We start from the raw sequence: 24,210 nt of genomic DNA on the forward strand, positions 1-24,210 counted from the left end.
TCATCGTGTTCGAACGCGGATCGTTAACGGCGCGGCCCCGATCCCGATGTACGGGACATACGGGAAGGGGTTTCATGGACCACGTCGTGCTGACGCGTTTCAACCTGCCGTCCGTGGGCGCGGAGAGCGTCGTGCGGGCGCGGGAGGGGTGGTTGACCGAACGCGTCGGGTTGTTCGAGCGGTACTGCCTGCCCTCGGTGGCGGCGCAGACGTCCTCGGACTTCCGGTGGCTCATCTACTTCGACCCGGAGAGCCCGCGGTGGCTCAAGGACCGCATCGAGGCGCACGGCGACGCGTACACGCCGGTGTTCCGCACGCAGGTCGGCCGGGAGGAGCTGGTCGAGGACATCTCGGCGCTCTTCCCGGTCAAGGGCGACGAGCTGATCACCACCAACCTCGACAACGACGACGGCCTCGCCGCGGACTTCGTCGCCCGGCTCCAGGCCGAGCGGTCCACCGGCCGCCGCACCGCGCTCTACCTGGCGAACGGGCTGGTCAAGAGCCCGACCGGGCTGTTCGCGCACCACGACCGCGACAACGCGTTCGCGTCGATGCGGGAGAGCTGGGACGCGCCGGTGACGTGCTGGGCCGACTGGCACAACCGGCTGCACCGGCACGCCGAGGTGGTGTCGCTGGGCGGACCGCCCGGCTGGCTCCAGGTCGTGCACGGCGGGAACGTGAGCAATCGCACCCGGGGCAGGCTGGTCGCGCCCGCGCCGTACCGGCCGCTGTTCGGCGACGCGCTGGACGACGTGCCGCAACCCGCCGGCGGCGTGCTGGCCCGCGACCGGTTCGTCGGCCACCCGCTGCGGTCGGCGCGTGACGGGGCCAGGTACCTGGCCAAGACCACGGCGTTGCGGCTGCTCGGCCCCGGTGGCTTCGAGAAGGCGAAGCAAGTGCTGGCCGCGCGGGCGCCGAGGTGAGGCTGACCCGCGTGGTGCTGGTCGCGGCCTTGGCGGTGAGCGCTTGCACGGCGCAGGCGCGGCGGCCGGCCGACCCGGCACCCGCGCCCGTGCCCGCCGGCCCGTCCGTCGACTACTACGAGAAGTGGGTCAACGGGCCCAACCCGACCGGCGACCCGGCCGTGTTCCCGATCAACGTCTGGATGCAGGACCCGTCCGGCGTCGAGAACGGCGAGAAGCTCGGCCGGGCGTTCCCGGCGATCGGCGTCGACTTCGGCATCGGGCTCTGGGAGGACGAGTGGTGGTACCTCCGCCAGGAGGGGCTCCACGAGACCGACTGGCGCGTCTACGTGGACGGCACGCGCGTCGACGCGGTCCTGGCCGACACCGCGCACGCCCGCAACTACGTCGGCTACCTGATCGCGGACGAGCCGGACATGACCAAGGTCTACGGCGACGTGTTCCACCCCGACATGCAGCCGTCGGCGATCGTGGCGGCGGCCGACGCGGTGCGCGCCAAGGACCCGTCCCGGCCGACGTACCTCAACTTCAGCCCGTGGATGGGCACGCCGACCGGCGAGATCGGCTACGGCTACATCGAGGAGTCCTACGAAGAGGACATGCGGACCTACTGCTCGGCCGCGGACATCGCCTCGGCCGACTACTACGGCTGGACGCACCCGGACCGCAACCACACCGTCGGCGCGTACAGCTACGGGCAGGTCGTCGACACCATGCGCAAGTGGTGCGGCCCGGACAAGCCGCTCTACGGGTTCGTGGAGACCGGGCACCCGCACGACCGGGGCGAGACCATCGAACCCGACCAGCTCGAATCGGCGGTGTGGAACACGGTCCTGCACGGCGCCACCGGCATCAACTACTTCGCGCACAGCTTCCACACCGACGGGACCGGCGAGTACTCCAGCATCCTGACCCGCCCGGCGATCACCGCCCGCGTCGCCGCCGTGAACGCGCGGCTGAAGTCGTTGGCGCCGGTGCTCAACGCGCCGAACCTGCCGGGCGCGACCGCGTCGAGCGACAACGGCATCCCGGTCCCCGTGCTGCACAAGCAGATCGGGGACACCCGGTGGGTCCTGGCCCAGACCGACGGCACCAAGGACCACCCGCGCAGCCGCGCCGCCCGCGTCACGCTCACCGTGCCGGTGTCGTCGGGCACCGCCACCGTGGTGGACGAGGACCGGACCGTGCCGATCGTGGACGGCCGGATCGTGGACGACTTCGGTCCGTACCAAGTCCACGTGTACCGGTTCTGACCGGCTAACGGCGCAGACCCGGCCGGCGATTGGGGCAGTGCGGGACCGAACCCACGGAGGCCGATCGTGCTGCTCAGGAAGATCCGCAAGACGCCGGTGGTGTGCGGCGCGGTCGCGTTGGGCGCGGCGTTGCTGCTCGCGCCGCCCGGGACGGCCGCCGCGGACCCCGTGCGCGTGCTCGGCTACGTCGCGAACAACGGCGGCGGCGTCTCGGTGCTGGACACGGCCACGAACGCGGTGACCACCACGCTCATCGACTCGACCGGCGACTCGCCCTACGGCGTCGGCGTCGCGTTCGACGGCACGCGCGGTTACGTGACGAACGTCCGTGACGACACGCTCACGGTCATCGACACGCCGACCAACACCGTGGACGCGTCCGTGCCGGTCGGCGACGGACCCGCCGGCGTCGTGGTGTCGCCGTCCGGTGGGCACGTGTACGTGTCGAACTACCTGGCGGGCACGGTGTCCGTCGTGGACGCGGCCACGCTGGCGACCACCGAGACGATCCCGGTCGGCCCGAACGCGGACGGCATCGCGATCACCCCGGACGGCAAGCGGCTCTACGTCGCCCACGACGTCGCCGGCCCGGGCACGGTGTCCGTGGTCGACACCACGACGAACACCGAGATCACCGAGATCCCGACCGGCCACACCCCGACCGCCGTGGCCGTGACCCCGGACGGCGCGAAGCTCGTCGTGGTCAACAAGCTGTCCAACAACGTCTCCGTGGTCGACACCGCGTCCAACGCCGTGCTCGGCGCGGTCCCGGTCAGCTTCATCCCGCACGGTGTCGCCATCTCCCCGGACGGCGCGCGCGCCTACGTGACCAACAGCGAAGGCCACAGCCTGTCGGTGGTCGACCTGGGCACGCTCGCGCCGGTGGCCCAGATCCCGGTGGGCAGCAGGCCGATCAGCGTTTCCCTGACCCCCGACGGCGCCAGGGCCTACGTGACGAACTTCACCAGCGGCACGGTGTCCATCGTCGACACCACCACCCTGTCCGTGGTCACCACCGTCCCCGTCGGGGTCAACCCGGTGGGCATCGCGATCCACGCCGTCCCGCCGGCCGCCACCAAGCTGGCCGCCGGCTACGCCCAGCTGCAACTGCGCCTCCTGGGCTTCACCGCGCGGAGCCTGGACGCCACCCTCACCGAGACCCACACGGGCAAGCCGGTGGCGGGCAAGCTGATCTCGTTCCGCACGGTCAAGGGCCACCCCCTCTGCACCGCCACCACGAACGCGTACGGCAAGGCGCAGTGCGACGCCAACGTCCCCCTGTTGGTGGGCCTGGCCACCCTGCTCCAGGGCTACACCGCGAGCCACGCGGGCGACCTGACCCACGGCCGTTCCGCGTCCCACGGCTCGATCGGTCTGCTCTAGGACACCCGGTCGTCACACACCCTCATCAGCGCGATGCGGGAGTGACGGGCCGCGTCAAGGGGCGACGTACGCGTACACGCACACTTCGGGATGTGCCACGTTGACGAACGTCCTCGCGCCGACGTTGTCGGTGACATCCCGCCACAGCTGAGGCGTAGTACTGCTCCTGCACGGTGCCCGGAAAAGATCGTCGCCGTTCGTCGTCAGGCAGTCATTGGTGCCTTTCCGCTTCAGCAGGTACACCCCGTCGTGGACCTCGACGAATTCCCAGTCGAAGACGCTGCCGATGTTGGTGCAGTCGTCGGCGGCACGTGTGCTGATGCCTGCTCCGCTGCTCTCCGAGCAGGTCGCGGAGGTGGCGGCTGGTGACGATGGTTGGTCGGTCGCCGCCGACGCGGTGACGGGAGCGGTGAAGAACAAGGCGGCGGCGAGGGCGATCATGCCGACTGCTGAACCCTTGAGTCGCACGAGGCAACTCCTTCCTGAGAAGAACGGTGAATCCTGATCTCGGTCAAGCGCGCCTCGGGCCAGCCTGCTCCGGTGGACAGGGGCGAGCAATTCCCTGGCAGGGTGACGCGCGGGCCTGATCCCGATCACGGCCGACGCCGCGGAAATCACCTGCGGTGTCAGCGGAAACCATCGAAAGATGAGTTTGCCGGCACCGATCCCCACCGACGGGAGTCACCGCCACCACCGGTGGTGGACGGTGCGGCGTCGTGGCGAACCGATCGGGCGGGTGTCCACGTCGGAAACGTCAGGTCGCTCGCCCGTCGGTGTGCGCCGCCCGCACCGTGACGCGGTTGAGCCGCCACGCCACCACCACGGCGACGAGGAGTGAGCCGACGGCCGCGTGGACGGCGGTGCCGAAGGCGGCGAACTGGAGCAGGAAGCCGAACGCCACGGACGACACCAGCCGCGCCAGCGCCTGGCCCGTCTGCACCACCGCCAAGCCCGACGCGCGCAACGACTCCGGCACGAGCGCGCTCACCCGGGCCGACAGGACGCCGTCCGTCGCGGCGTAGAAGAGCCCGTGCAGCAACAGGGCCGCGCCGACCCCGGCGTAACCGGTGCCGGCGACCAGCAGCAGCACGTACACGCCCAGCAGCAGCACGTGCCCGCCCAGGAACACCGGCCACCGCCCGACCCGGTCCGCCAGGCGTCCCACCGGGGCGGCGGCCACGAGGAACACCAACGCCGTGCCCAACGGCAACAAGGGCAGCAGGTGCAGCGGCGCGCCGGTGGCCTTCTGCACCAGGATGAACACGAACGCGTCCGACAACGTCGCCAGGCCCAGCACCGCCGACGCGACCGCCAGGCGCCGGTACCCCGCCTCCCGCAGCAACGCCACGCCGGCCCGCACCGACGGGCGCGGCCCGGTCAGCGCGGGGCGCGGGCTCTCCCGCACGAACGCCACCAGCACGATCAGCCCGATCACCGCGAAGCACGCGCTCACCACGAACACGGGGCCCGCCACCGTGCCGACCCAGTACATCAGCAGGAACGTCACCAACGGCCCGAGCAGCGCGCCCACCGTGTCCATGCTGCGGTGCAGCCCGAACGCCGCGCCCAACCGGTCCGGCGGCGTGGCCAACGAGATCAGCGCGTCACGCGGCGCGGTGCGCAGGCCCTTGCCCGCGCGGTCCGCCGCCATGGTCGCGCCGATCCCGAACGCCGACGCGCCCACGAGCGGGAAGATGAGCTTCGTCACCGCCGACAGCCCGTAGCCGGCCGCGGCGACGGCCTTGTGCCGGTGCGTCCGGTCCGAGAGGTGGCCGCCGACGAGCCTCAGCACCGCCGTCGCGCCGGTGTACAGGCCGTCCAGCACACCGAACTGCGCGTAGCCCATGTTGAGCGTGAACAGCAGGTACACCGGCATGAACGCGGTGACCATCTCGGCCGAGACGTCGGTCAGCAGGCTCACCGCGCCCAGTGCGACCACGGTGCCGGGGACCCTGCCCTTGACCCGCGCGCTGGGCCGGACGGACGCAACGTACATGTTCCCGTTATCGGTCACGTGCGGTAGCCGTTACCCGGCCGGGCCACGTCGTAACGGGGACCGCCCGGAACCCGATGACGCGGGTATGCCGGACATAGCGCAGCCCCGCGTCCGCGTGGGCGCCATCGACGTGTGGTCCGTCCGGGAGTCCGGTGTCGCCGATCACGTCGCCGAAGCCTGGCGACGGGCCGAGGGCGGCGCGATCGTCACGGCCAACGTGGACATCGTGCGCGCCGCGACCCGCCGTCCCGAGCTCGCGGCGCTGATCGCCGAGTCGGAGCTCGTCGTCGCCGACGGGATGCCGGTGGTGTGGGCGGGCAGGCTCGCGGGCGTCCCGGTGCCCGAACGGGTCACCGGGTCGTCGCTGGTGTTCACCCTCGCCGAAGCCGCCGCCCGCGAAGGCCGTTCCCTCTACCTGCTCGGCGGTGAGCCGGGCGTGCCGGAGAAGGCCGCCGAAGCCCTGTGCGCCCGGTACCCGGGGCTGCGCGTCGTGGGCACGGACTCGCCGCCGTTCGGGTTCGAGAACTCCGCCGACACCACCGCCGACACCGTCGCCAGGGTGGTGCGGGCCGCGCCGGACCTGGTGTTCGTCGGCCTCGGCTTCCCCAAGCAGGAACGTCTGATCCGACTGCTGCGCGCGGAGTTGCCGACGACCTGGTTCCTCGGCTGCGGCGCGGGCATCCCGATGGCCGCGGGGGAGTTCCGCCGCGCCTCGGGCGTGGTGCAGAAGCTGGGCGCGGAGTGGCTGCACCGCCTCGCGCTCGAACCGCGCCGCCTGGCCAAGCGCTACCTGCGCGACGACCTGCCGTTCGCGTTCCGCCTGCTCGGGGGCGCGCTGCGCACCCGGTTCCGCCCGACCTCCGGCCGCGCCGGCGATCAGCCGACCGCCGAGGTCGTCGGCAACCAGTCCGGGGAGTAGAAGTGCCGCTTGCCGTCGTCGTCGTGACCTACCACAGCGCCGAGGTCGTCGAAGACTGCCTGAAGTCCGTCGCCGTCGCACTGGAGTCCATTCCGGACAGCCGGGTCGTGGTGGTGGACAACGCGTCCGCCGACGACACCCTGGCGATCGTCGCACGGGTCGCGCCGCACGCCCAGGTCGTCGCCCGCGCGTCCAACGACGGCTTCGCGGCGGGCGTCAACGCCGGGTTCGCCGCCGCGCCGGACTGCGACGTGCTGGTGCTCAACCCGGATGTCCGGTTGCACCGCGACGCCGTCGCGCTGCTGCGCGCCGCGCTCGCGCTGCCCGGCACCGGCATCGCGGTGCCCCGGCTGGCCGGTCCGGACGGCGCGCCGCAGCTGTCGTTGCGCCGCACGCCGAACCCGGTGCGCGCTCTCGGCGAGGCGATCCTCGGCGGCACGCGGGCCGGCCGTTCCGAGGCGCTCGGCGAGCTGGTGGTCGACCCCCTCCGGTACGAGACGGCGGGGGCCGCGGACTGGGCGACCGGCGCGGCGTGGCTGATCTCCCGCGAGGCGCGCGAGGCGACCGGCGTGCTGGAGGAGCGGTACTTCCTGTACTCGGAGGAGACCGAGTACATGCTGCGCGCGGGCAAGCGCGGGTACGCCATCCGCTACGAACCCCGGGCACGTGCCGTGCACCTGGGCGGCGAGCAGTCGACGTCGCCGGTGCTGTGGTCGATGGCCACCACGAACCGGGTCCGGATGGTCCGCGAGCGCCACGGCCGGGCGGTCGCGTTCGCGATGTGGTGCGCCGTGCTGCTGAACGAGCTGCTGCGTGCGCCGCGTGGCGTCAAGCACCGCACGGCCGTCAGGGACCTGCTGCGCTGGCGGCGGTGGCCGGCCCGACCAGGCGCCGGCGGTTCCGGCGGCGGTGCCGAACCCGGCTGGGTGTGCTTCTCCGCTCAGGACTGGTGGTACCACAACCGGGCGCACTCGGACTTCCAGCTGATGCGGTCGATGGCCGCGCACCGCAGGGTGCTCGTGGTCAACAGCATCGGCATGCGGATGCCGACCCGCGGCAACAGCACGCACGTGTCCCGGCGCATCCTGCGCAAGCTGCGCAGCGTGGCCAAGTTCGTGCGCCGGCCCATGCCGGACTTCTACGTGATGTCCCCGTTGCCGCTGCCGTTCTACGGCTCGCCGTTCCTGCGCAAGGTCAACGCCGTCCTGGTCCGCTCCCAGGTGCGCCTGGTCGCCCTCGCGCTGGGCCTGCGCACACCGGTGATCATGGTGACGATCCCCACCGCCTGGGACGTGGTCGCCCCGATGCGCCGGCGCAGCCTGGTGTTCAACCGCTCGGACCGGCACTCGGACTTCCCCGAGGCCGACCGCGCGTCCATCGAGGCGTTGGAGAACCAGCTCCTGGCCAACGCCGACCACGTCGTCTACGTCAGCCACGCGTTGATGGACGAGGAGTTGCCGCGCACCGGTTCCCGCGCCCACTTCCTCGACCACGGCGTGGACGTCGACCACTTCACCGCGCGGCCGGAGCACGAGTGGCCGGACGACGTCCGCGCGATCCCCGGTCCGCGCATCGGCTTCTTCGGGGCGCTGGACGACTTCGTGGTCGACTTCGACCTGCTGGAGCGCGTCGCCGTCGAGCTGCCGCACGCGTCCCTGGTGCTGATCGGCGACGCCACCCACCCGATGGAGCGCTTCGACAAGCACCCCAACGTGCACTGGCTCGGCTTCCGGCCCTACACCACCATCCCGGCCTACGGCTCGGCGTTCGACGTGGCGATCATGCCGTGGCAGGACAACGACTGGATCAAGCGGTCCAACCCGATCAAGCTGAAGGAGTACCTGGCCCTGGGCCTCCCGGTGGTCAGCACCGACTTCGCCGAACTGGCCGGCTACACCGACCGCGTCCGCGCCGCCCGCTCCCACGGCGAGTTCGTCGACGCCCTCCGCGCCACCCTGGCCACCGGCCCCCTCCTGCCCTCCCACCTCCTCCGGGCCTCCGTCGAACCCCACTCCTGGCACGCCCGCACCCTGACCCTCCTCACCCTCACCACCCCGTGAGTCCTACCTCCAGAACGACCGTGTCCTACGTTCGCGTACCCCGAGTTGAACGCTCAGCACACGTCGACCGGGTCCTGAGACACCCTCGACTACGCGACCGGGCGCGAGGTTGCGTCACTGTGTGTTGCGCCGCGAACCTGCCCGTCTTGCGCGGGAGAGGGGGCCGGCGCATCTAGGGTGGGTGTCGTGGAGCCACTGCCCCCGAACGCCCCGTCGCGGATCGGCGACTACACGCTGCTCGCCGCCCTCGGCCGCGGTGCGATGGGGTCGGTCTACCTGGCGCGGTCACGCGGCGGTCGGCCGATCGCGGTCAAGGTCTCGCGCCCCGAACTGGCCGACAACCCGGAGTTCCGCGAGCGCTTCCGCCGCGAGGTCGAGATGGCCCGCGCGGTCGGCGGTTTCTGGACCGCCACCGTCGTGGACGCCGACCCCGACGCCGACCGGCCGTGGATGGCCACCGAGTACATCCCCGGCCCGAGCCTCCACCAGGCCGTCCAGGACCACGGCCCGCTGCCCGAGCGCGCCGTGCGCCGCCTCGCCGGCGGCCTGGCCGAGGCGCTGGTCGCGATCCACGGCGCGGGCCTGGTGCACCGCGACTTCAAGCCGTCCAACGTGCTGCTGGCCGACGACGGCCCCCGCGTGATCGACTTCGGCATCGCCCGCGCCCTGGAGCACTCCACGCTCACCGAAGCCGGCATCGTGTTCGGCACCCCCGGCTACCTGTCGCCCGAGCAGGTCATCGGCCAGAAGATCACCACCCAGAGCGACGTGTTCGCGCTCGGTTCGGTGCTGGTCTTCGCCGCGACCGGCGGCGGGCCGTTCGGCGAGGGGGCCACGTCCGCGCTGGTCTACCGCGTGGTCCACCAGGAGCCGGACCTCTCCCGCGTGCCGCCGGGCCTGGTGCCGCTGATCGTGCCGTGCCTGGTCCGCGAACCGGCGAACCGCCCGACGCCCGCACGCCTGCTGGAGGCGATCGGCCCGCCGTCCGCCGAACCGTCCTGGCTGCCCGCGCGCGTCCGCACCATGGTCGAGCAGCGGCACACCGAGCTGGGCAAGCTGCCCGCCAAGCCGCCGACCCGCGTGATGGTGGACGAACCACCGCCCAAACCGCCGACCGTCGCCACCGCCGCGCCGCCGCGGCAGGCGCCCACCCGCGTCGAGCACAAGCCCGAGTCCGAGCACAAGGCCGAGCCGGAGCGCAAGGCCGAGCCCGAGCGCAAGGAGGTCCGCCCCACCGGCGTCCGCTTCAAGACCTCCCGCGCCGTCGGCCTGAGCTGGGCGGGCGCGCACGTGCTGGCCTCCGTCGTGACCCTCTCCATCGCCGACGAGGGCAACGGCGCGCCAGGCGCCGTCCGGCTGGCCGCGACCATCGCGTTCTTGGCGTTCGCGCTGGCCGGCGTCCGCCTCCTGGTCGGCGTCGTGCGCTCGCCGCTCACCCTCGACGTCGGCCCGGACGGCATCACGCTGTCCAACGGCGAGGAGTCCCACCGCCTCCCGTGGTACGCCATCGCCCGTGTCAAGGTGGACGCGCACCACGCCCGCCCGTGGCTCGTGGTCTGGCTGGTCGCCGCCGCCAGGACACCGGACTCGCTGGGGGGCGGCAGCTTCACCCAGCACAAGGGCGGCCTGCGCGTCTACCCGATCTCGCACGAGCGCTACCGCAAGCGCCGCGACCGCGACGTGGTCGAGCTGCGCTCCGCCCTGGCCTGGTACGGCTCCGCCGCCTACGACCCCCGGTAGGGTGCCGCATCGCCCACGCCCACGACCACGCGGTGGGGCGGATCAGCGACCGCTGAACGTCGCCTTGCCCGGGCCGTCGGCCAGGAACGACCGCACCGCGCCGCGTAGGTCCTCGCTGTCGAACAGCTCGGCCGCGATCGTGGTGACGTGCTCGTCGGCCTCGGCCACCCCGCCGTTCTCGAAGTGCGCCAGCACCCGCTTGGTCGCGGCGTGCGCCAACGTGGGACCGGCCGCCAGCGCCGCGGTGAACTCCAGCGCCGCGTCGTCGAAGCCCTCGTCCGGCAGCACCCGGTTGACCACGCCCCACCGTTCCAGCGTGGTCGCGTCGTAGCGCTCGCCGGTCATCACGAACTCCTTGGCCCGCCCGACGCCCGCCCGCGCGGCCAGCCGCTGCGTGCCGCCCATGGTCGGGGTCAGCCCGACGACCTTCTCCACCAACCCGAACGTCGCCCGCCGCGCGGCCAGGACGATGTCGCACGCCACCGCGACCTCGAACGCCCAGGTCAGGCACAGGCCGTGGGCGGCGAACACGGTCGGGAACGGCAGCGCGGCCAGCCGTTCGGGCAGCTCCAGCATCCGGTCGAGCAGGACCTTGGCCCGCGCGGACGTCTGCTGCGCGGCGAACAGCGCCACGTCGACGCCGCCGCTGACGACCTTGCCCTCGAAGCGGATCAGCAACGCCCGCGCGGGGCGCGCCTCCAGGTCCTCGACCGCCGCCTCCAGCAGGTCCTGCAACTCGGCGGTGTAGAGGTTCAGCGGGGGAGCGTCGACGGTGAGCACGGCGAGCCCCACGGCGTCCCGCTCCAGCCGGACCTGTTGCGCTGCCACGGCCGTGGATTTTACACGCGTCCGGAATGGCGAAAACCAGGTGTCCGAATGGACCAGCGCGGGTGAAAATCTGTCAATGAGTTCTTGGACCGTTCAGCCCGAACCGGTTGACAGCCCGACCGCCGTGGCGGTGATCCGCACGTACTTGACGGACATCATCACGCGCTACTACGGACGGCCGGCCACGCCCGCGGAGGTCGACCGGGCGATCGCCGACGACCCGACCGACGACCTGGCGCGGTTCTTCGTCGGCCGACGCGACGGCGCGGTGCGAGGATGCGTCGGGTTCCGCCTGGTAGACCGCGAAACGGCGGAGATGAAGCGGATGTTCGTCGATCCGGCGGCTAGGGGCTCCGGCGGCGGCGCGGCGCTGCTCGCGGCAGTCGAGGAAGCGGCTGTCTCATTTGGTGCCGCGGCCATTCGCCTCGACACCCGTACTGACCTGGTCGAAGCGCGGGCGTTGTACGCGCGGCACGGCTACCGTGAGGTATCGGCGTTCAACGACGACCGCTATGCGGAGCACTGGTTCGAAAAGCGGCTATAGGGGCCATCGGGTTCCCATATCACCGTTGTGACGTGTCTCACTTGACAGTGAATAAACGCCCCAGTTGAGTATGTGGCGAAAGTCGGCCGCGGAATGAAATGGGGATCAGTCCAGTGGCTTTCGCCGTTGAGTTGACATTTCGTGATGCGCGCCAGGTGCGGAGATCCATTCATCTCGCACACCGGGAATATTGGCGTCCGCTCGCCGAGCAGGGTGTGCTCGTCGGAACCGGCCCTTGGGCCGACGGTTCCGGCGTGCTGCTCATCGTTCAGGTGCCCGACGACGCCGCGGCCCGGGACCTGGTGCGCGGTGACCCGTACGTGCGATCGCAGTCGATCGCAGAGGTGCGCATACGGCAGTGGCACGTGCTGCTGGGTGTGCCGGAAGGTGAGCGCGTGCCGGGCATCGTCCGGCCGCGCGATGGGCAGAGCGCCGAGGCGCGCTCGCGCGAGCCGTTGACGCCGCACGAGCACCGGATCGCGCTGATGATGTTGGAGGGGATGACGAACCGGCAGATCGCCGAGCACTTCTCGGTGTCGACCCGGGCCGTCGAGCTCCACATCACCCGCATCTACCGCAAGCTCGACATCGGCCGGCGGGCGCAGCTCGCCGCGGCGATGCCGTGGGGCCAGCGCTCGTACCTCTAGGCGCACGTACCGGTCATGGACAAGGGCCGTGAGGATCGACGGGCGACCCCCCGGCGGTCCTCACGGCGCTCACCGCTCTCACTGCTCTCCGACCCCGCCGGCAGCTCTCGGACCGGCGGCTCTCCCGGACCGGCCTGGTCGTTCTCAGGTCAGCAGCTCCGCCCGCGACGCCACGCCGAGCTTGCGCAGCACCCGCGCCACGTGCTGCTCCACCGTGCGCGGCGACAGGAACAGCACGTCGGCGATCTCGCGGTTCGTGCGTCCCCCGGCCAGGAGCCGCGCCACGTCCTGCTCACGCGGCGACAACGCGTTGCCGTACCCGCGCCTGCCGCGCCGTGACGGTGTCGCCACGCCCGCGCCCCGCACCAGGTGCCGGCACCGCGCCGCGTCACGGCTCGCGCCCAACGCGTCGAACCGCGCCGCCACCTCGCCCAGCGCGGCCACCGCGTCGTCGTCACCGCGCTCCAGCGCCACCAGTGCGATCCGCTCCGACAGCATCGCCGAGTGGTACCGCAGCCCCAGGTCGTCGGCGGCCCGGCGGGCGTCCTCCAGCAGCCACGGCTCGTCCCGCCGCGCCAGCAACGCCCGGCACGCCTTCAACGCCGCGTGCGCCAACGGCGCGTCCCGGTCGACCAGCCCCGCGTCCAGCTCCTCCACCAGCTTGACCGCGTCCTCGACCCGTCCGGCGGCCCGGTAGGCGTCCACCGCGGCCGGCGCCAGCTCGCCCAGCCACGCCCACACGCCCTTGCGCCGGGCCAGCGCCAGCCCCCGGTCCGCCTCCGCGCACGCCCGCGCCAGGTCGCCCCGGTCGAACCACAGCCTGGTCAACGCGGCGAAACCGCCCAGGGCCACCGGCGTGATCGAGTTCTCCACCGACCGCACGCCGCTGTCCGCCAGGTGCCGCTCGGCCGCGTCCCAGTCGCCGCGCGCCACCGCCAGGCACCCCAGCACCAGGTTGAGCTCCCCGGCGACCGGCAGCAGCTCGCGGTACTCCTCCAGCAGCCGCGTCGCCCGGTCCTGGAGCGTGCCCCAGTCGCCGCGGTACCAGTCGAGGTGGACGCGGGTGGACTGGCCGGTGCCCTCGGTGAACGGCACGCCGGCGCCGACGGTGAGCCGCAGGCCGCGGTCGAGGAAGTCGCGGGCCAGGTCGAAGTGCCCGACCAGGGCGAACGCGTCGGCCAGGTTGCAGTGCGCCCGCGCCAGGTGCCTCCGGACCGCCACGTCCGCCGCCGTGTCCGGCAACCGGTCCAGCCGCGACATCGCGGTCTGGTCGCCGGTGCACATCCGCGAGCCGAGCTGGTTGGCCAGCAGCGCGAACCGCACCTCGTCGTCCTCGCACGAGTCGATGAACGCGTCCACCTCGCGCATCCAGCGCAGGTGCTCGGCCAGCGGCGTGGCGCCGACGAACGGCTGGGCGAGCACGGCCCGCGCGCCCATCGCCAGGTCGGGGCGCGCGGCCAGCTCCCCGATGGCTTGTTCGAAGACGGCGCGACCGTGCCGCGGCCCGTCGAACTGGCGGATCAGCAGGAAGCCCAGGTTCAGCCGCACCTCGCCGCGCGCGGCCGTGGACAGCCGGTGGTCGTCGAGGAGCCGTTCCAGCGTGGCGCGGGGGTCGCGCTGGTCCAGGCCGCCCCGGGCGACCTGGCCGAGCTTGACGGCGAGCCGGTCCACGTCGGCGGGGGACAGCGACGCTTCGTCCAGCAGCCGCTGGTAGAGGTGGGTGGCGGTGGCCGGGTCGCCGACCTCCAGCGCCCGGTCCGCCGCGGCCTCGCCGTGCCGCAGCCAGTCGTGGAGCAGCCCGGCGCGTCGGCTGTGCTCGGCCAGCTGCATGAACGGGCGCGGCGTGGCGTTGTCGAGGGCGCGCAGCGCGCGCAGGTGCAGGCGTTGGCGCTCGGGGCCGGTGAGCGTGTCGTAGACGGCCTGCTGGGCGAGGGCGTGGCGGAAGCCGTAGCGGACGTCGGCGGTCTCGTGCAGCACGCCGCTGTGCAGGGCGTGGGTGAGCGCGGCGCCGGACCGGCCGGGCGCGACGGCGCCGACCTCGGCGAGGAGCTGCTCGGTGGCGGGCACGCCCAGCACGGCGGCGGCCTCGGCGATGCGCCGGCCCGTGATCGGCAACCGGGCCAGGCGCTCGGCCATCGCGTCGCGCAGCAGCGCGGGCACCTCGACCGCGTCCAGCAGGCGCCAGTCCGGGTCGCGCAGGGCCCGCAGCATCTCCTCCACCACGAACGGGATGCCGGCCGTCCGCTCGTGCAGCCGTGCGGCGAACTCGGCGGGCACGGCGTCCACGTCGAGGATCGCGGCGGTGAGGTCGTGCACCTGCCCGACGTCCAGCGGGCCCAGCTCCACCAGCGCGGACGTCACCCCGGTTGGCGGGCGGTAGGCGCTGCCCAGCGGCATCCCGCCGGGCGCGTCCTCGCGGCGGTAGGTGACCAGGGTGGTGAGGTTCGGCGGTGGGTCGGCCATCAGGAACCGCAGCAGGTGGCGGCACCCGTCGTCGGCCCAGTGCAGGTCCTCGACCACCAGCAGGACGGGGCCGAGGGCGGCGAGCAGCTCGCGCACCGCGCGGAACAGGTGGTGCCGCTCGTGCCGGGGGTCCTCGGGGCGTTCGGGCGGCTCGGGCAGGTGGGCGGCGAGCTCCGGCAGCAGGGGGCGCAACACCCCGGTCACCGGGCTCAGCGCCACCCGGCCCAGGTAGCCGCCCACGGTGCGCACCGCGTCGAGCACCGCCCCGTACGGGAACGGCTCGCGCAGCGGCTGGCAGAACCCGGTCAGCACGCGCAGCGGCCGCAACTCGGGCCGGCCGAGCAGTTCCCGCACCAGCCTGCTCTTGCCGACACCGGCCTCGCCCGCCACCAGCACCACCGACGGCTGGGACGTCACGGCGCCCACCAGCGCGGCCAGCTCGTCGCCCCGGCCCACGAGGACGGGAGAACTGGTTCGCGGTGGCGTCATGCGCACTCCAGGCACTGCCGGGGAGACCGACCGGACCCCTGTATTAGAACCCGAATCGTTCGGCCGGAGCACCCCCTCGCGCTTCGGTGACGTTAAGGGGCTGTTCGGGTGGCATATGCGGCGAACGGGTGCGGAATCGATGCGGAAAAGCTCACCGACCGTGCGGTATGTCACATGATTAGGCGAACCGGGTGAGGTCTGTCAATACTCCTTACCCGTCGGTAACGTGAGTGGTGGGAGTCCCGTTGGTGCGCAACCTGGTTGTCGGATCGACCGTGCTCGCGGTGCTGGCCGCCGGGTGCGGCGCGGCGGAGGAAACGCCGGTCAGGACGGGACCGGGCGTCACCGACGACACCATCTCGCTCGGCGTGCTCACCGACATGACGGGACCGTTCTCGGCCACGTCGCTCATCCGGATCAAGGGCTACGAGCTGTTCCTGAACGAGCTGAACGGGCGCGGCGGCATCTGCGGGCGCAAGGTCGAGCTCAAGCAGGCCGACCACGGCTACGACGTCGACAGGGCGTTGCAGGCGTACTTCGAGCTGGAGCCGCAGGTGCTCGGGTTCATGGACGTCACCGGCACGCCGATGACCGAGGCCATCGAGCCGGACCTGATGCAGACCCGCGCCATCGCCGCGCCCGCGTCGTGGTCGGCGAGCCTGCTCGGCAACCCGCACATGGTCATCGTCGGCACGACCTACGACCTCGACGTGATCAACGGGCTGGACCACGTCAAGCGGGCGGGCCTGATCGCCGCCGGCGACACCATCGGGCACATCCACGTCGACAGCGACTACGGGCTCAACGCGCTGGAGGGCAGCGCGTTCGCCGCCGAGCAGTGGGGCATGGAGCTGGTCGCGAAGGGCGTGCCGGAGACCGCGGACGTGGCCGCGCAGGTCGGCGAGCTGCGCGCGGCGGGGGCGAAGGCGGTGTTCCTGAGCACGTCCCCGCAGCAGACCGCGACCGCCGTCGCCACCGCCGAGCGGCTGGGCTGGGACGTGCCGTTCCTGGTCAACGCGGTGGGGTACGACCCGTTGATCCTGGAGACGCCCGCGGCGGCGGCCGTGGTGAAGCGGGTGCAGGTGGTGTCGCCGATCGCGCCGTTCGCCACCGACCTGCCGGGGCCGCGCGCGGTGGCGGAGGCGTTCACGCGCGAGTTCCCGGACCTGGAGCCGACCGGGTCGGTGGACCACGGGTACGTGATCGGGGTGGCGTTCGCGGCGATCCTGGAGAAGGCGTGCGGCGAGCGCGACCTGACGCGTGACGGTGTGCTGCGGGCGTTCCAGGACACCAACAAGGTGGACACCCGGAGCCTGACCGGGCAGCTGCGGTTCTCGCTGGTGGGCCGGCCGTCGGCGACGCAGTCCTACATCGCGCGGCCCGACCCGGCGACGCCCGGCGGGCTGGCCGTCGTCGCCAACCTGTTCGAGTCGGACCTGGTGAAGCTCAAGGGCACGCGCGCCAAGTAGCCGTCGGGAGTAGTTTCCGCCGGTCCGCGCGGGGAATCCGAGGCGCATGATCGAGGTGCGCTTGGTGGTGCCCACGTCCGTGGAGCAGGTGTTCGCGGTGCTGGCCGACGGCTGGTCCTACGCGGGGTGGGTGGTGGGCGCCGCGCACATCCGCGAGGTGGAGGCGGGGTGGCCGGGCACCGGCACGCGGATCCACCACAGCGTCGGCGCGTGGCCGGTGGCGGTGCAGGACGTGACCACGGTGCTGGACGTCGACCCGCCCCGGATGCTGGAGCTGGAGGCGCGCCTGTGGCCGCTGGGCGCGGCCCGCATCCGCTTCGACCTGAAGTCCACCCCGGACGGCTGCGAGGTCACCATGAGCGAAGAGGCGGTCAAGGGCCCGCTCTCCCTCCTCCCCGCCCCGGCCCAGTCCCTCTTCCTCGTCCCCCGCAACCGCGAGACCCTGACCCGCCTCTCCGCCCAAGCCACCCGCAAACCCAACTGACCCCGCGCGAGTCCTACCTCCACGCCCCGAGAGTCCTACGTTCAGGAGCCCTGAATTCAACGCTCACGCAGCCGGCGGCACGGAGCCAGGGCGCTGAGCGTTGAACTCGGGGTCCGTGAACGTAGGACTCTCGGGCTCTGGACGTAGGACTCGCGGGTTAGTAGAGGTGGTGGTGGAGGGTGCGGAGGAGGAGGCGGTAGAAGTCGCCGGCCAGGCCGTCGCGGGTCAGGGCGGCACGGGCGGCGTTGGCGCCGGCGGCCCCGTGGACGCCGCCGCCCGGGTGGGCGGACGCCGAGGTCAGGTACAGGCGGTCGACGGGGGTGTCGGCACGGGCCAGACCCGGCACGGGGCGGAAGACCAGCTGCTGGTGGATCGCCGCCGTGCCCGAGTTGATCGAACCGCCGACCAGGCTGGGGTTGCGGCCCTCCAGGTCGGACGGCCCGTGCACCACGCGCGCGCGGATCAGGTCGCGGAACCCCGGCGCGTGCTGCTCGATCAGCTGCTCGACCCGGTCGGCACGACGCCGCAGCCGGTCGGCGGACCACCGCTCACCCCGCGGCACGTGCGTGTACGCCCAAGCGGTCTCCGTGCCGGCCGGTGAACGGGTCGGGTCCGTCGTCGTCATCTGCCCCATGATCACGAACGGCGTCCGCGGCACCCGCCCGCACGCGATCTCCGCGTTGAACATGGCCAACCCGTTGAAGTCCCCTCCCAAGTGGACGGTCCCCGCGCCACGGACCCCCGCCGCCGTCCACGGCACCGGCCCGTCCAACGCCCAGTCCACCTTGATCGTCGCGTCGTCCCACTCGAACGCCCCCAGGTCCGACACCAACCGCGCCGGCAGGTGCTCCGCCCCCACCAACCCCAGGTACAGCGCCGGCGCCGGCACGTCCGCCAGCACCGCCTTGCGGGCCCGCACGTACCCGCCGGCGGCGTCACGCACCCCCAGCGCACGCCCGCCGGACACGACCACCCGGTCCACCGCCCGACCGCACTGCACCACCCCGCCCAGCCGCCGCACCAACGCCTTCGTCAACTCACCGGCCCCACCCTCCGGCACCGGGTACCCGACGTCCTGCGCCAACATCGACAGCAACCACCCGAACGCCGCGCCGCCCGCCTGGTCCGGCCCCAGGTCGGTGTGCATCGCGTTGCCCGCCATCAACAACGGCGCGCCCTCGCCCGAGAACCGCTCGTCCCCGAACGCCCGCACCGACTGCAGGAACGACCGCGCGAACCGCAACGTCCCGCCCGCGCCCAACGCCCCGGCCAACCCGGCGCCCGCCCGCACCGGCGGGAACGGCCGCATCAACGCCTCGACCAGGTCCGACCGGACCCGCTGCCACAGCGCGAACTCCGCCCGCCAGGCGTCACCGTCACCCGCCGCGAACGCGTCCACCGACGCCGCCGTCCGGTCCACGTCCTGCGACAGCACCACGGCCCGGTCGTCCGGCAGCACGTGCGCCAGCACCTCCGGCGCGCGCCGCCACCGCAACCCGTGCCGCTCCAGGCCCAACCCGGAGATCACCGGCGACGCCGCGCCCAACGGGTAGAACGCGCTGAACAGGTCGTGCCGGAACCCCGGCTCGGTCAACTCCGCCGTCCGCACCGCCCCACCGGGCTCGTCGGCGGCCTCCAGCACCAGCACGTCCCACCCGGCGTCGGCCAACAAGTTCGCCGCCACCAGCCCGTTCGGGCCGGAACCGATGACCACCGCGTCCACGACATCGCTCAACGCACGTCTCCCTGACTCTGCTGCACCGGCCGACCGAACCCCAACCCCCGCCACCGCCCCACCCGGCGCGGCGCGAGCGGACCCCAAGTGCCACGCCCTTCCGCGATCGCCGCCACGGCCTCCGCCAACGCCTCGCGCGGCTCGTGCCCGGGCGCCCACCCCAGCGCCCCGATCCGCGTGCAGTCCACAAGGGACGCCTGGTCCGCCAACCGCAGCCAGCCCGGGTGCACCGGCTGCGCGCCCACCCGCCAGGTCGCCCACGCCGCCGCCCGCAACACCGCCAACGGCACCGGGACGAGGAACCCGCCGAACACCGCCGCCAGCTCACGCGCACCCAGCGGCGGGTCGGCCGCGACGTTGAACGCGCCCACCGCCCGGTGCGCCAGGACCACCCGGATCGCCCGCGCCACGTCCTGCGCGTGCACGACCTGCGCCCGCAGCCCGCGCCACAACGGCACCGGCAGCCACCGCCGGCCGAGCACCCGAGCCGGGAGCAACGGGCTCAGCACCCACCGGGCGAGCTCACCGCCCGCGTCCGGCTGCACGATCGCGCAAGGGCGCACCACCACCACCCCGGCCCGGCCGGCGACCAGCCGTTCCAACTCGGCCTTCTGCCTGCTGTACGCACTGCCGGGGACGCCGCCGCACGGCCACGTCTCGTCGACGGGCGTCGAAGAGGGCGTGTAGGCCGCCACCGACGACACCACCACGACATGGGGCACACCGGCACGTTCCGCCGCGCGCAGCACGTGCGCGCTCCCGGTGATGTTGGTGCGCCGCATGTCGGGCTCACCCGTCGTGGGCTGCACCGCCCACGCCAGGTGCACCACCGCGTCCGCGCCGGCGAACGCCCTGCTCAACACCGCTTCGGCGGCCGGCGCGCCGACGTCGCAGCTCACCCACCCGGGTGTACCGACGGGTATCCGCCGCGCGATGCCGACCACCTGGTCGCCCGCGTCGGCGAGCACCCGGCGCAGGGCCGTCCCCACGTTGCCGCTGGCACCCGTGACGACGACCCTCATGGCCGCCGGGTACCCCTACTTCGCGCCGCCAAGCCCCGCGCGCCGCAGCGCCTCGGCCATCGCGCCGTTCGCCGGCGGGCGCTCCTCCTGACGGGGCTTGCCGCCACCGCGCTGAGCACCACCGCGCTGCCCGCCGCCGCGCTGACCGTCACCACCGCGCTGACCGTCACGCCGGTCGTCGCGCTGCTCGCGCGGCGGCTTGCGGCCCGGCTCGTCCTCCAGCCGCAGCGTCAACCCGATCCGCTTGCGCGGGATGTCGACCTCCAGCACCTTCACCCGCACCACGTCACCGGACTTCACGACGTCACGCGGGTCCTTGACGTAGGTGTTGGACAGCGCCGAGATGTGCACCAGGCCGTCCTGGTGCACGCCGACGTCCACGAACGCGCCGAACGCGGCCACGTTCGTCACCACGCCCTCCAGCACCATGCCGGGCCGCAGGTCGGAGATCTTCTCCACGCCCTCGGCGAAGGTCGCCGTCTTGAACGCGGGCCGCGGGTCGCGCCCCGGCTTCTCCAGCTCGCGCAGGATGTCGGTGACGGTCGGCAGGCCGAACGTGTCGTCCACGAACTCCTGCGGGCGCAGCGACTTCAGCACCGCCGTGTTGCCGATCAGCTGCTCGCCGCCCGCGCGCTCCTGCATCCGCCGCACCACCGGGTACGCCTCGGGGTGCACGGAGGACGCGTCGAGCGGGTCCTCGCCGTTCGGGATGCGCAGGAAGCCCGCGCACTGCTCGAACGCCTTCGGCCCCAGCCGCGCCACGTCCTTCAACGCGCGCCGCGAGCGGAACGGGCCGTTGCTGTCGCGGTGCAGCACGATGTTCTCGGCCAGCCCGGCGGTGATGCCGGAGACGCGGGTCAGCAGCGGCGCCGACGCGGTGTTCAGGTCGACGCCGACCGCGTTCACGCAGTCCTCGACCACCGCGTCCAACGACTTCGACAGCTTCGTCTCGGACAGGTCGTGCTGGTACTGGCCGACGCCGATCGACTTCGGGTCGATCTTCACCAGCTCGGCCAGCGGGTCCTGCAACCGGCGCGCGATCGACACCGCGCCGCGCAGCGACACGTCCATGCCCGGCAGCTCGGCCGACGCGAACGCCGACGCCGAGTACACCGACGCGCCCGCCTCCGACACCACGGCCTTGGTCAGCTTCAGCTCGGGGTGCCGCTTGAGCAGGTCGACGGCCAGCTTGTCGGTCTCGCGCGACGCGGTGCCGTTGCCGATGGAGATCAGCTCGACGTCGTGCTTGCGCGCCAGCACGGCCAGCTTGGCGATCGACTCGTCCCAGCGGTTCGCGGGCACGTGCGGGTAGATCACGTCCGTGTCCACGACCTTGCCGGTCGCGTCGACCACGGCCACCTTCACGCCGGTGCGGAACCCGGGGTCCAGGCCCATCGTGGCGCGGGTGCCCGCGGGCGCGGCCAGCAGCAGGTCGCGCAGGTTCGAGGCGAACACCTTCACGGCCTCGTCCTCGGCGAACGCCCGCAGCCGCGACCGCAGGTCGATGCCGAGGTGCACCAGGATCCGGGTGCGCCACGCCCAGCGCACGGTGTCGCCGAGCCAGCGGTCGGCCGGGCGGCCCCGGTCGTCCACGCCGAAGCGGGATGCGATGCGCGCCTCGTAGCCGGTGGGCTCGTCCTCGTCGGCCGGGTCGAACTGGAGGTCGAGCACCTCTTCCTTCTCCCCGCGCAGCAGCGCCAGGATGCGGTGCGAGGGCAGCTTGGCGAACGGCTCGGAGAAGTCGAAGTAGTCGGAGAACTTCGCCCCGTCCTCCTCCTTGCCCTCCCGGACCTTGGACGCGAGCCGCCCCTGCGTCCACATGCGCTCGCGCAGCTCGCCGATGAGGTCGCCGTCCTCGCCGAACCGCTCGACCAGGATCGCCCGCGCGCCCAGCAGCGCGGCGGCGACGTCGGCGACCTCCTCGGTCACGAACGCCTTCGCCACTTCCTGCGGGTCCTGCGCCGGGTCGCCCAGCAGGCCGTCGGCGAGCGGTTCGAGGCCCTGCTCGCGCGCGATCTGCGCCTTGGTCCGCCGCTTCGGCTTGTAGGGCAGGTAGAGGTCTTCCAGCCGGGCCTTGGAGTCGGCGGCCAGGATCGAGGCCTCCAGCGCCTCGTCCAGCTTGCCCTGCGACCGGATGGACTCGAGCACAGCCGCCCGGCGTTCCTCCAGCTCCCGCAGGTAGCCCAGCCGCTCTTCGAGCGTGCGCAGCTGGGTGTCGTCCAGCATGCCGGTGGCTTCCTTGCGGTACCGGGCGATGAAGGGAACGGTGGAACCACCGTCGAGCAGGTCGACGGCGGCGCTGACCTGCCCGGCCCGCACCCCGAGCTCGTCGGCGATCCTCTGGTGAATGGCTGTGGTCACAGCGAGCCATTGTGCCCTGCCCGCCGGGCCACGTTCGGGCACCCCGACCGTGCTCGTCCTCCCCGTGTGCCGCCGAAAGGTGGAATTCGCATCGCGCCGACACCCGGTGGAACGGCCGGCGCAATTTTGCGGATTAGCGCGGGGTGCGGGAACGGGCCACCGGTGCGCGAACGGCGGGTCGCTCCGATCCGCCATTCGAGCAAACAGGCTCGGTCCGATCCGCCACCCGAGTAAATGATGAAGGTAAATCTCCGCAGAGCGGTGTGCGTCCGCAAGACTTGCGTCCTCAAGTCTGCTCCAGTGGCGGCGAATCGGGTGAGCATCTGCGGTGACTGCCGACGACAAGGGCGCTACGGCGAACTCCGTCCCCGGTGAGGCGGGGTGGGTCGTCGGAACCCGTGTCCATCCACGACCCGCACCTGCGCGCCAGGTCGCTGCTGGAGGGCGTGGTGCGGATCGACATCGCGGAGCGGTTCAGCGCCGGCTCCATCGCGCGCCTGCTGGACGAACCGTCGACCGACCCGAGGCTGCGGGTGGCCGCGAGGACGGCGGGCCCGCGCGGGGCGGTGATCCAGACCCCGGTCGGTGCGGCGTCAGGTGACCCTTGGCGACCCGCACGCGGTCGGGGGCGGCTTGCAGCTCGTCCGGCGGCGCGTCGGTGGCCGGCACCGCGCGCCCGTCGGGCAGGTAGCGGACCGGCAGGATCGCGCCCGGCCGCACGGGTGAGCCCGAGCCAGGTGAGCACCTTCATGGTGGTTCGTCCTTTCCAGGTCAGCGGTGGGAGCCGAAGAAGTCCGACAGGCCGACGTCGAGCGACACGACCAAGCCGTCACCTCGGGCCGCGGCGAACACCTCGCCCGCGGTCAGCGCCGTGGTGCCGTCAGGCCCGACGAGCGCGCGGTCGACCCGGGAGTCGACCGCCAGCGTGGCGGTGACCTGCCCCGTGGCCAGGGAGACCAGGCTGAGCGCGACGCCCGCGTCGTTCACCGAGCGCTGGTGCTCGACCAGCACGTGGCCGGTGGCGGTGGCGACCGCGGTCACGCCGTCGACCACCAGCCGGGCGCCGTGGAACGTGGTCGCGCCCACCGGGACCTCCCGACCGTCGACCGTGACGCGGACCAGCACGCTGCCCGGCGCGGCGTCCGGCGCCTGCCTCAGCGCGACGCGCTCGGCCCCGGCGTCCAAGGAGGCTTCGACACCGGTCGCGGCGGTCGGGGCTCCCGGGCCGCGCTGCACGGAGAGCCGGCCGGACCACGTCGCGGCGGTCCGCGCGTCGACCGGCGTGGCCACCACCTCGTCCAGCCCGATCGCCAACACCCCTCCGGTGGCGTTCATGGCCATCAACCGGCTGTTCTCCCGGTCGTACGCGTAGGCGGTCCGCGCCGTGGCGAACGCGTCGCCGAGCCCTTCGACGCCCGCGCCCTCGGCGACGACCGACCCGTCCGCCAGCCCGACCACGACCAGCCCCGAGTCGGTGGCCAGGTAGGCGTAGCGCCGCCCGGCCGCCAGCACCGACGCCTCCCAGACCAGCCGGTCGGACAGCTGCGTGTCCCACAGCACCTCGCCGGTGGCCGGGTCCGTGGCCGCCAGTCGCACCTGGAACAGGTCCTGCGTCATCATCTGGAACAGGCCCCGCACGCCGTGCCGCGCGTACGGGGCCAGCACCACGTCCCGCCCGTCGACCTCGGCGAACGCGAAACCGGCCTGCATCTCGACGTCCGGCTCCGGCGAGACCGCGTAGGACCCGCCGAAGAGCAGCAGCGCGACCAGCGCCGGCGGCAGCAGGAACAGCGGCAGGCCGCGGCGACGTCGAGGTGGTGAGGTCTCGTAGGGCAGCACCGGCGAGTACTGCTGCGGTGTCTGGTACATCGGTTCCCCCGTTCGGTCGTTCAGC

Annotated in this window: 18 protein-coding genes; 10 read left to right on the plus strand and 8 right to left on the minus strand. The window is 72.8% G+C overall.

Features of this window, described 5'->3' with window-relative positions; all coding sequences use genetic code 11:
* The first annotated feature begins 86 nt into the window (after positions 1–86).
* From ACQPYE_RS12045 to ACQPYE_RS12055, 3 genes are all read left to right on the plus strand, one after another.
* On the plus strand, positions 87–923 hold the full coding sequence (locus ACQPYE_RS12045) for a glycosyltransferase (protein WP_498721191.1): 837 nt from the start codon (positions 87–89) through the stop codon (positions 921–923).
* Positions 920–2,176, plus strand: a complete 1,257-nt coding sequence (locus ACQPYE_RS12050) for a hypothetical protein (RefSeq protein ID WP_498721192.1) — start codon at positions 920–922, stop codon at positions 2,174–2,176. Before ACQPYE_RS12045 ends, ACQPYE_RS12050 begins: the two co-directional genes overlap by 4 nt.
* Before the next feature lie 66 nt (positions 2,177–2,242).
* Positions 2,243–3,559, plus strand: a complete 1,317-nt coding sequence (locus tag ACQPYE_RS12055) for a cytochrome D1 domain-containing protein (protein ID WP_498721193.1) — start codon at positions 2,243–2,245, stop codon at positions 3,557–3,559.
* Positions 3,560–3,613: 54 nt separating this feature from the next.
* Here ACQPYE_RS12055 and ACQPYE_RS12060 read toward each other — a convergent pair whose 3' ends face one another.
* Both ACQPYE_RS12060 and ACQPYE_RS12065 read right to left on the minus strand, forming a co-directional pair.
* Positions 3,614–4,027, minus strand: coding sequence for a ricin-type beta-trefoil lectin domain protein (locus ACQPYE_RS12060; RefSeq protein ID WP_498721194.1), 414 nt, complete (start codon positions 4,025–4,027; stop codon positions 3,614–3,616).
* A 286-nt stretch (positions 4,028–4,313) separates the two neighbouring features.
* Complete coding sequence (locus ACQPYE_RS12065) at positions 4,314–5,555, minus strand: MFS transporter (protein WP_498721195.1); 1,242 nt, start codon at positions 5,553–5,555, stop codon at positions 4,314–4,316.
* Positions 5,556–5,640: 85 nt separating this feature from the next.
* Here ACQPYE_RS12065 and ACQPYE_RS12070 point away from each other — a divergent pair, with 85 nt between their 5' ends.
* The 3 genes from ACQPYE_RS12070 to ACQPYE_RS12080 all read left to right on the plus strand — a co-directional run bounded on the left by ACQPYE_RS12070 (position 5,641) and on the right by ACQPYE_RS12080 (position 10,274).
* Positions 5,641–6,474 carry a WecB/TagA/CpsF family glycosyltransferase gene (locus ACQPYE_RS12070; RefSeq protein ID WP_498721196.1) on the plus strand — a complete coding sequence of 278 codons (834 nt, stop codon included), beginning with the start codon at positions 5,641–5,643 and terminating at the stop codon, positions 6,472–6,474.
* Between the two features lie 2 nt (positions 6,475–6,476).
* The gene (locus ACQPYE_RS12075) at positions 6,477–8,534 is read left to right on the plus strand and encodes a glycosyltransferase (RefSeq protein ID WP_498721197.1); all 2,058 of its coding nucleotides are present in this window, start codon (positions 6,477–6,479) and stop codon (positions 8,532–8,534) included.
* Positions 8,535–8,720: 186 nt separating this feature from the next.
* Complete coding sequence (locus ACQPYE_RS12080; RefSeq protein ID WP_498721198.1) at positions 8,721–10,274, plus strand: serine/threonine-protein kinase; 1,554 nt, start codon at positions 8,721–8,723, stop codon at positions 10,272–10,274.
* Between the two features lie 42 nt (positions 10,275–10,316).
* Here ACQPYE_RS12080 and ACQPYE_RS12085 read toward each other — a convergent pair whose 3' ends face one another.
* Positions 10,317–11,102, minus strand: coding sequence for an enoyl-CoA hydratase/isomerase family protein (locus ACQPYE_RS12085; RefSeq protein ID WP_498721199.1), 786 nt, complete (start codon positions 11,100–11,102; stop codon positions 10,317–10,319).
* Between the two features lie 124 nt (positions 11,103–11,226).
* Here ACQPYE_RS12085 and ACQPYE_RS12090 point away from each other — a divergent pair, with 124 nt between their 5' ends.
* Both ACQPYE_RS12090 and ACQPYE_RS12095 read left to right on the plus strand, forming a co-directional pair.
* Positions 11,227–11,646 carry a GNAT family N-acetyltransferase gene (locus ACQPYE_RS12090; RefSeq protein ID WP_498721200.1) on the plus strand — a complete coding sequence of 140 codons (420 nt, stop codon included), beginning with the start codon at positions 11,227–11,229 and terminating at the stop codon, positions 11,644–11,646.
* A 113-nt stretch (positions 11,647–11,759) separates the two neighbouring features.
* Entirely contained in the window at positions 11,760–12,293 is a 534-nt protein-coding gene (locus ACQPYE_RS12095) for a LuxR C-terminal-related transcriptional regulator (RefSeq protein WP_236594835.1), read from the plus strand.
* A gap of 144 nt (positions 12,294–12,437) precedes the next feature.
* Here the strand turns inward: ACQPYE_RS12095 and ACQPYE_RS12100 are convergent, their stop codons facing one another.
* Entirely contained in the window at positions 12,438–15,245 is a 2,808-nt protein-coding gene (locus ACQPYE_RS12100; protein WP_498721201.1) for a helix-turn-helix transcriptional regulator, read from the minus strand.
* A gap of 248 nt (positions 15,246–15,493) precedes the next feature.
* Here ACQPYE_RS12100 and ACQPYE_RS12105 point away from each other — a divergent pair, with 248 nt between their 5' ends.
* Complete coding sequence (locus ACQPYE_RS12105; RefSeq protein WP_498721202.1) at positions 15,494–16,714, plus strand: ABC transporter substrate-binding protein; 1,221 nt, start codon at positions 15,494–15,496, stop codon at positions 16,712–16,714.
* 46 nt (positions 16,715–16,760) lie between these two features.
* Positions 16,761–17,198: an SRPBCC family protein gene (locus ACQPYE_RS12110; protein WP_498721203.1), complete on the plus strand. Its 438-nt coding sequence runs from the start codon at positions 16,761–16,763 to the stop codon at positions 17,196–17,198.
* Between the two features lie 157 nt (positions 17,199–17,355).
* On the opposite strand, the gene ACQPYE_RS12115 is transcribed toward ACQPYE_RS12110, so the two are convergent.
* From ACQPYE_RS12115 to ACQPYE_RS12130, 4 genes are all read right to left on the minus strand, one after another.
* Positions 17,356–18,933, minus strand: coding sequence for a phytoene desaturase family protein (locus ACQPYE_RS12115; protein WP_498721204.1), 1,578 nt, complete (start codon positions 18,931–18,933; stop codon positions 17,356–17,358).
* Complete coding sequence (locus ACQPYE_RS12120; protein WP_498721205.1) at positions 18,930–19,955, minus strand: NAD-dependent epimerase/dehydratase family protein; 1,026 nt, start codon at positions 19,953–19,955, stop codon at positions 18,930–18,932. The genes ACQPYE_RS12115 and ACQPYE_RS12120 overlap by 4 nt, the downstream gene beginning before the upstream one ends.
* Before the next feature lie 15 nt (positions 19,956–19,970).
* The gene (locus ACQPYE_RS12125) at positions 19,971–22,316 is read right to left on the minus strand and encodes a Tex family protein (protein ID WP_498721206.1); all 2,346 of its coding nucleotides are present in this window, start codon (positions 22,314–22,316) and stop codon (positions 19,971–19,973) included.
* A gap of 771 nt (positions 22,317–23,087) precedes the next feature.
* A complete protein-coding gene (locus ACQPYE_RS12130; protein ID WP_498721207.1) occupies positions 23,088–24,185 on the minus strand; it encodes a PA2928 family protein in 1,098 nt (365 codons plus the stop codon).
* Between the last annotated feature and the right edge of the window lie 25 nt (positions 24,186–24,210).

This window comes from Actinosynnema sp. CA-299493 (assembly GCF_050946825.1).
In the GTDB taxonomy this organism is placed as follows: Bacteria; Actinomycetota; Actinomycetes; order Mycobacteriales; family Pseudonocardiaceae; genus Actinosynnema.